This is a genomic window from Haloparvum sedimenti (genome assembly GCF_001462205.1).
Taxonomy (GTDB): domain Archaea; phylum Halobacteriota; class Halobacteria; order Halobacteriales; family Haloferacaceae; genus Haloparvum; species Haloparvum sedimenti.
In genome coordinates, this window is sequence record NZ_LKIR01000135.1 from 272,538 (window position 1) to 279,957 (window position 7,420).

The following is a 7,420-nucleotide window of genomic DNA, read 5'->3' on the forward strand; positions in this document are numbered from 1 at the left end:
CCCCCATCCGCTACGGATCCATGGACGAACGGACGCTCGCGGACCTCCTCCACCGATTCGGGCTCTCCGACAAGGAGGTCGACACCTACCTCACTCTGCTCGAACACGGCGAGGCGAAAGCGAGCACGATCGCGGACGCGGCCGGCGTCTCGAAGCGGTACGTCTACAGCGTCAGCGAGGCGCTCGAGGAGCGCGGCTTCGTGGAGGTGAACGACCACGTGGTCCCCACGACCATCCGCGCGGTGCCCCCGGAGGACGTGATCCGCCGGCTCCGTTCGGACGTGGAGTCGATGCAACCCGGGCTCGAAGAGCGGTACGCCGAGGCGGAGCCGACCGCCGAGCAGTTCGAGGTCGTGAAGTCCCGCGTGACCGTCTTCAAACGGCTCCGCGAACTGATCGACGCGGCGGACTCCGAGGTGACGCTGTCGGTCCCGCGCGAACACCTCAAGGAGGTCGAGACGGAGCTCCGAGAGGCGGTCGACCGCGGGGTGCTCGTGCTGCTCATCGTCACCGGCGAGGAGGACCTCCCGGACCTCGACGGCGTCGCCAGCGCCGTCCGCGTCTGGCGCGAGCCGATGCCGACGATGGTGACGGTCGACCAGTCGATCGGCGCGGTCGCGCCCGCGGAGATGCTGCTCCGGTCGAACTCCGACCGGCAGGCGATCGTCTTCGCACAGGAGCAGCTCGGCCCCGTGCTCGTCGGCTCCTTCTTCGGCAACTACTGGCCTACCGCCGAGGAGGTGGCGACGGCTGCCCCCGCGACGCTACCCTCTTCCTACGAGAACTTCCGGCACGCCGTCTTTCAGGCGACGGTTCACCTCCGGGCCGACACGCCGCTCCACGCCGCCGTGGAAGGACGGTTCACCGAGGACGGAGCCGCGGCGATCGAGGGTCGGGTCGTTGACACGCGGCAGGGAATGGTGGCGCCCGCGAACAACGAGTTCCCCGTTCAGCACTCCCTCGTCGTCGAGACTGAGGACGGCGAACTGACCGTCGGCGGTCCCGGGGCGTTCGTCGAGGACGTCGAGGCCGAACGCGTCACGCTTTCGCGGGCCTGAACCGAGCCGACCTTCCTTCTGAACCCCACCGAGCGATGCCGCGCAACGCTGAGCGATGCCGCTACCGACCCGTAGGCGCTCGAAAAATTTCTGTATCGCGAATATCGATTTATGAGTCGGCGTACGCGCGGACGCTTTCGACCGCGGACGCCTCCACGTCGTCCGCGAGACGGGAGATATCGACCGAGTCGGGAGTTTTCTGGGGGTACTTTCGGGCGAAGTACCGCGTCACGTTCCGGAGGTCCCGCTCGAGGTACTCGCGGGCGTTCTCGTGGTCCGTCGGGACCGCCTGCGGCCAGTCGAAGACGGTGAGGCCGCTCTCGGCGATCGCGACGTTGTGCTCGGACATGTCGCCGTGGACCCAGCCGCCCTCGTAGGCGGCCGCGATCTCCCGGATCACCAGGTCGAGGACGCCGACGACCTGCTCGTTGTCGAGTTTCGCCCGCGCGAGCTCGACGCCCTCGAACTTGTCCATCACGATGGCGTGGCGGTTCTGGTCGACGGGGCGGGGGACTGAGACATCGGGATACAGATCTTCCAAGGCCTGATACTCACGCTCGGCCGCCTTGCGCGCGGTGTAGAGCCACGAGACGTGCTGGCGGTCCGCGGTGTAGTCGCGCTCCTTCATCACCTCGCGGAAGTTCGTGTACCCCTCCCGGTGGTACTTCAGCGCGAGCGGCGTGAACGACTCCACCTCGTAGACGTCGCCCTCCTTGCCGACGCCGAGCGGGGCGCCGACGCCGCGGATCGTATCGCGCTCGGAGAACGCCCGCAGCGCGAGCGCGTCGTACCCCTCGAAGGTGAGCTGGTACCCCTCGTACTGGATCGTCTTTCGCTCGATCAGCTCCCGGTCGAGACACCGGTCGAGCCGGTAGTCGACCTCCTCGCGAGTGAGGTCCGCGTACTCCGGGAGCTTGCCGCGGCGCACCCACTCGGAGAAGCGCATCCCCTGCTCGACGCCCGACAGGAGGTAGAAGTCTTCCGCCTCCAGATCGGGCATCAGCGCCGCGATGTTCCGAACCATATCCGCCCTACTCCGGCGATTCCTAAAAGGGCCGCGAGTCGGCAGGCGCTGCTGGATAAATCAGATACCGCGATACAGAAAAGCGTCTGGCAGGTCCGTGAGTCGCCACTGGCCCGCGAACGGCGGAGCGGAACCGCTTTTTGATCCGGTACGCAAGCCGGTGCATGGACGCGCCCGGCGACGACTGGCGGCTCATCACCGAGGAGCGGCGCCCCGGTCCGCTACAGATGGCGCTCGACGAGGTCGCGGCGGAGACGGCCGCGGACGGCGGGCCGGCGACGGTCCGGACCTACCGCTGGGACCCGAGCTGTCTGACCCTCGGCTACGGGCAGGATCCGGACACCGTCGACTGGGCCTTCTGCGACCGCGAGGGGATCGACGTCACGCGCCGGCGCACGGGCGGCGGCGGCATCTACCACGACGGCTACGGAGACATCGCCTACTCGATCGCGGTGCCCGCGGACGCGGTCCCGGGCAAGCTCATCGACTGCTACCACCTGCTCTGTGAACCGATCTTCGGCGCCTTCGACCGGTTGGGCGTGGGCGCCCGTTTCGTCGAGGACGAGGTCCCGGAGCTGTACCACCCCGCCTGTTACCTCCGGGAGCTTCACCCGGCCCACGACGTGGTCGCGGGGCCCGAGGGGAGAAAGATCGCCGGCAACGCGCAGTACCGCCGCGACGAGGCCGTGATCCAGCACGGCTCGATCACGTTCTCGGTCGACGCCGAGCGCCACCTCGGGACGTTCGCGGACCCGCCGGTCTCGCCGGAGGCGTTCCGCGACCGGGTCGTGGGGATCGACGAGCTGGTCGACGCCTCGCGGGCGGACGCGGTCGCGGCGCTCGAGGGCGCGCTTGCGGACTGGGCCGACGCGGCGGCGGGCGAGTGGACCGACGCGGAACTGGAGCGGGCCCGCGAGCTCGTCGACGAGCGCTACCGAGACGACGAGTGGGTGCGGCGTCGGCCGAACGCCCGCTGAGGGAGCGGTCGCGTCGCCGCTCCGCCGCTTCCGAAGCGGCTTTGCCGGCCGCCCCCGGAGCCTCGGGTATGAGCCTGAAGGTCGGCGCGCACGTGTCGATAGCGGGCGGCGTGGACAACGCCGTCGAGAACCAGATCGAGGTCGGGGGCACCTGCGGCCAGATTTTCACCCACTCGCCGCAGGTGTGGCAGGACCCGAACATCGGCGACGAGGAAGCCGAGAAGTTCCGCACGGGCACGGAGAAGAACCTCGAGGGCCCGTGGGTGATCCACACCTCTTACCTCGTCAACCTCTGTACGCCGAAAGAAGACCTCCGGGAGAAGTCGCTCGACTCGATGCAGAAGGAGGTCGACGCGGCCGCGCAGCTCGACATCCCGTACGTGAACGTCCACCTCGGTGCCCACACCGGCGCGGGCGTGGAGGGCGGGCTGGACAACGCGGCCTCCGTCATCGACGACATCGACGTGCCGGAGGACGTCACCATCCTGATCGAGTCCGACGCCGGCTCGGGGACGAAGCTCGGCGGCGACTTCGAGCACCTCGCGGGGATCATCGACCGGACGGAGACGGACATCGACGTGTGCATCGACACCGCCCACGCGTTCGCGGCGGGCTACGACCTCTCCACGGCGACCGCAGTCAACGAGACCGTGCGGGAGTTCGACGACGTGGTCGGGCTGGAGCACCTTGAGTACATCCACCTTAACGACTCCAAGCACGCCTGCGGGACCAACAAGGACGAGCACGCCCACATCGGCGAGGGCCACATCGGCGAGGAGGGGATGGAGCGCATCGTCAACCACCCGGACCTCGCGGACGTGCCGCTCGCGCTGGAGACGCCCACCGAGGACGGGAAGTCCTTCGCGTGGAACATCGACCGCGTGCGCGAGCTCCGCCACGACGAGTAACGCGGCGGTGCGGTCGGACCCTTTTGTCCTTCAGCAGGCGATCAGCGCAGCCCTTCGACGCGCCGGAACGTCCCGCGGACGTCCGCGGGGGTCGCGTACGGGCCGCCCTGCACGCGGTGGTCGGGGATCAACAGCGGGACGGGGTTCGCGCCGAGCGCCGCCGTGACGAGGTCGAGGTCCTCGGGGTCGTTGTCGTCGAGCCCGGCCATCCGGGTCACCTGGCTCACCGACGCCTCCTCGCCGTAGGGGACCTGCCGGGCGGCCTCCAGCACCTCGCGTCTGTCCGTGGGGACCGTGAGGCCGATCGGTTCCTCGGCGAACGGTTCCTCGGACCCGGCGAGGTAGTCGCCGATCCGGTCGAGCAGCTCGTGGTCCGCGGCGGCGTCCTCGGGGACCGTCTCGGGGAACTCCACCGAGATGACGCGGCCGCCCGCGAACCCGACCTCCACCGCGCGGTCGAGGGCGTCGTACGCCCGCGCGTACACGCCCGTCGTACCCATGCTGACCATACCGCCTCTCCGCCCGCGGCGTCCTTAAGTCGGACGGGGATCGGATCGGCGGGAGGGTTGCGGGCGGTGCGGTTGCGGTGCTGAGACCGGTGTCGTGGACGGCTCCGCTCTCCGTCTCGCGAAGCGTGTTGTTCCATTCACCGCCAACGTCCTGGAACCCCCCGACCGCTCGGCATACGTCTCCGTTCCGTCTGATCAAGCGTTCTGCTACGCTTGTCGTCAACATCCAGAAAGCCCTCGACCGCTCGCGGACGCTCAGCGACATATCGGCGCTCTCCGCCCAGCCCGCGCCGATAGGGGTCGGCTGAGCGTCCGCGACCGGCCTCGCCCTTTCAGTCCACCGCGAGAGAACCCGCGTCTCGCGAGCCTCCGGCGTGCAGTAGCGCGCCGGAGACGCCAGGGCGATTTTTGTCAAGTTGGTCGTCGCGGCCGGTTGCTCGGTGAGTCTCTGGTTCGGCTGTCGGGTCAAGCGTGACCTCACGCCTCCCCAGCCTCAGCCGCCCGCGACCTCCGCGGTGCTCCGGCCGCGGGCGGGCTTCCCTCGCGCGCGTTCCTCGCGCGCGCCGACCGTTGGACAGCCGGCGGAGCGATGCGCCGCAATCGGGGCGATAGAGCTGCACGCACGGCGGGAGTTCTGCGTGATCCGCGAAAGATGTCCGTCCGGCGTGCGGTCGGGGTGCTGTGCGGTTGCGGTGCTGTGTCGTACGTTTATGGAGCTTTTCGGATCGGTTGTAGCGCGTTCACGGTGCGATTGCCGGGGCGACGACTTCACTCCGACGCGACGCTCTGCCGCGCCGGATCCGCCCTCGGTGCGCAAGCCTTATGAACAGATACGTACATTAGTGTACAGTAATGGAGGACACACAGGCGGAGCTGGCCCCCGCGGTCCGGTCCATCCTCGATGCCGCTCGCGAACGCGGGCGGGAGGCGGCTCGGACCGTCGACGATGGCGCCCGCGAGCGCGTGTCGGTCGACCCGCGCGACCTCGAGGCGGCGTTCGCCGCGGCGGAGTCGGCGGGGCGCGTGCCCGTGATCGCCGAGGTGAAACCGACGAGCCCGACCACCGAGGGAACCCGCGACGAGGACCCCGTGGAACTGGCGAAGGCGATGGTCGCGGGCGGCGCGGCCGCGCTCTCGGTGCTCACCGAGCCCGAGCACTTCGGCGGCTCGACGGACCGGCTGGCCCGCGTCCGCGAGGCGGTCGACGTGCCGGTCCTCCGCAAGGACTTCGTGGTCGAGGAGGCGCAGCTGGACGCCGTCGAGAGCGACCTCGTCCTGCTGATCGCGCGCTTCGTGGGCGAGGACCTCCCCGACCTGCTCGCGGCGGCGCGCGACCGCGGCTTCCGCGTGCTCGTGGAGGTCCACGACCGCGAGGAGCTGACCCGGGCGCTCGACGCCGGCGCGGACCTGATCGGCGTCAACAACCGCGACCTCGGGAAGCTCGAGGTCGACCTCTCGACGTTCGAGGCGGTCGCGCCCGCGGTCCCCGAGGGCGTGACGCTGGTCGCCGAGAGCGGGATCGGGTCTCCCGCGGACGTGCGCCGGATGCGCGACGCCGGGGCGGACGCGCTGCTCGTCGGAAGCGCCATCATGGACGGGGACGTAGCGGCGAACACGAGGCGGCTGGTGAACGCGGCGGAGACGTCGGATGAAGGGACCCCGGCCGAGGAGACATCGACATGAGTTCGGAGACACCACCGGAGACGGACCGACGCGAGGGAGAGCGCGGCAACGGCGACGCGGGCGACGGGAAGTTCGGCCGCTACGGCGGCCAGTACGTCCCCGAGGCGCTGATGCCGGCCATCGAGGAACTGACCGACGCCTACGAGCGGTACGTCCTCGACAACGAGGACGGCTTCATGGACGAGTTCCGACGCCGGCTCGCGGACTTCGGCGGCCGGCCGACGCCGCTCCAGCACGCCGAGCGGCTCTCGGCGCGGTACGACACGGACGTCTACCTCAAGCGCGAGGACCTCGTCCATGGCGGCGCACACAAGCTCAACAACGCGCTCGGGCAGGTGCTGCTCGCGAAGTACATGGGCAAGGAGCGCATCATCGCGGAGACGGGCGCGGGCCAGCACGGCACCGCGACCGCGATGGCGGCCGCGCACCTCGACATGCCCTGCGAGATCTACATGGGCGAGCGCGACATCAACCGCCAGCGCCCCAACGTCTTCCGGATGAAGCTCAACGGGGCGGAGCTCAACGCGGTGACGGCCGGCCGCGGCACGCTCAAGGAGGCCATCTCCGAGACGATGCGCGACTGGGCGGGCTCGGTCGAGCACACCCACTACGTCATCGGGAGCGTCGTCGGCCCGCACCCCTTCCCGTCGATGGTGCGCGACTTCCAGGCGGTCATCTCCGAGGAGGCCCGCGAGCAGGCCCGCGAGAAGACCGGCGGGCTCCCGTCGGACGTGATCGCCTGCGCCGGCGGCGGTTCGAACACGATGGGGGCGTTCGCGGAGTTCGTCGACGACGAGGACGTGGCGCTCCACGCCGTTGAGGCCGGCGGTTCGACGCTGGAGATCGACGCGGAGGCGGGCGTCGCGCCCAACTCCGCGTCGCTGTACGCCGGCGAGGAGGGCGTGCTCCACGGCGCGCGCACGAAGCTCCTCCAGGACCCCCACGGACAGATCGTCGAGAGCCACTCGGTCTCCTCGGGGCTCGACTACGCGGGCGTCGGCCCGGAACTAGCACACCTCGTCGACGAGGGGCGCGTGACGCCGGTCTCGGTCGGCGACGACGCGGCCTTGGAAGCGTTTCACCTGCTCTCGCGCACCGAGGGGATCATTCCCGCGCTGGAGTCGGCGCACGCGGTCGCGTACGTCGAGGAGCACCACGAGGACCTGGGTGACGCGGTCGTGATCAACGTCTCCGGCCGCGGCGACAAGGACCTCGAGGCCGTCATCGAGGAGACCGACAAGCGGGACATCGAGAACGCGCC

At 69.8% G+C, this 7,420-nt stretch carries 7 protein-coding genes; 5 read left to right on the plus strand and 2 right to left on the minus strand.

Annotated elements, in window-relative coordinates:
* The first annotated feature begins 20 nt into the window (after window positions 1-20).
* A complete protein-coding gene (locus tag AN233_RS13350) occupies window positions 21-1,058 on the plus strand; it encodes a TrmB family transcriptional regulator (RefSeq protein ID WP_058367267.1) in 1,038 nt (345 codons plus the stop codon).
* Between the two features lie 109 nt (window positions 1,059-1,167).
* On the opposite strand, the gene AN233_RS13355 is transcribed toward AN233_RS13350, so the two are convergent.
* Window positions 1,168-2,082, minus strand: a complete 915-nt coding sequence (locus tag AN233_RS13355) for a serine/threonine-protein kinase RIO2 (protein WP_058367268.1) — start codon at window positions 2,080-2,082, stop codon at window positions 1,168-1,170.
* A 164-nt stretch (window positions 2,083-2,246) separates the two neighbouring features.
* Here AN233_RS13355 and AN233_RS13360 point away from each other — a divergent pair, with 164 nt between their 5' ends.
* Window positions 2,247-3,059, plus strand: a complete 813-nt coding sequence (locus AN233_RS13360) for a lipoate--protein ligase family protein (RefSeq protein ID WP_058367269.1) — start codon at window positions 2,247-2,249, stop codon at window positions 3,057-3,059.
* A gap of 74 nt (window positions 3,060-3,133) precedes the next feature.
* Entirely contained in the window at window positions 3,134-3,967 is an 834-nt protein-coding gene (locus tag AN233_RS13365) for a deoxyribonuclease IV (protein ID WP_176696696.1), read from the plus strand.
* 41 nt (window positions 3,968-4,008) lie between these two features.
* On the opposite strand, the gene AN233_RS13370 is transcribed toward AN233_RS13365, so the two are convergent.
* Window positions 4,009-4,476 (minus strand): MGMT family protein, encoded by a 468-nt coding sequence (locus tag AN233_RS13370; protein WP_058367271.1) that lies wholly within the window; start codon window positions 4,474-4,476, stop codon window positions 4,009-4,011.
* Window positions 4,477-5,328: 852 nt separating this feature from the next.
* Here AN233_RS13370 and trpC point away from each other — a divergent pair.
* Both trpC and trpB read left to right on the plus strand, forming a co-directional pair.
* Window positions 5,329-6,159, plus strand: coding sequence for an indole-3-glycerol phosphate synthase (gene trpC / locus AN233_RS13375; protein ID WP_058367272.1), 831 nt, complete (start codon window positions 5,329-5,331; stop codon window positions 6,157-6,159).
* Window positions 6,156-7,420, plus strand: a 1,265-nt coding sequence (gene trpB / locus AN233_RS13380) for a tryptophan synthase subunit beta (protein ID WP_058367325.1), incomplete at its 3' end; no start/stop codon positions are given. The genes trpC and trpB, both read left to right, overlap by 4 nt.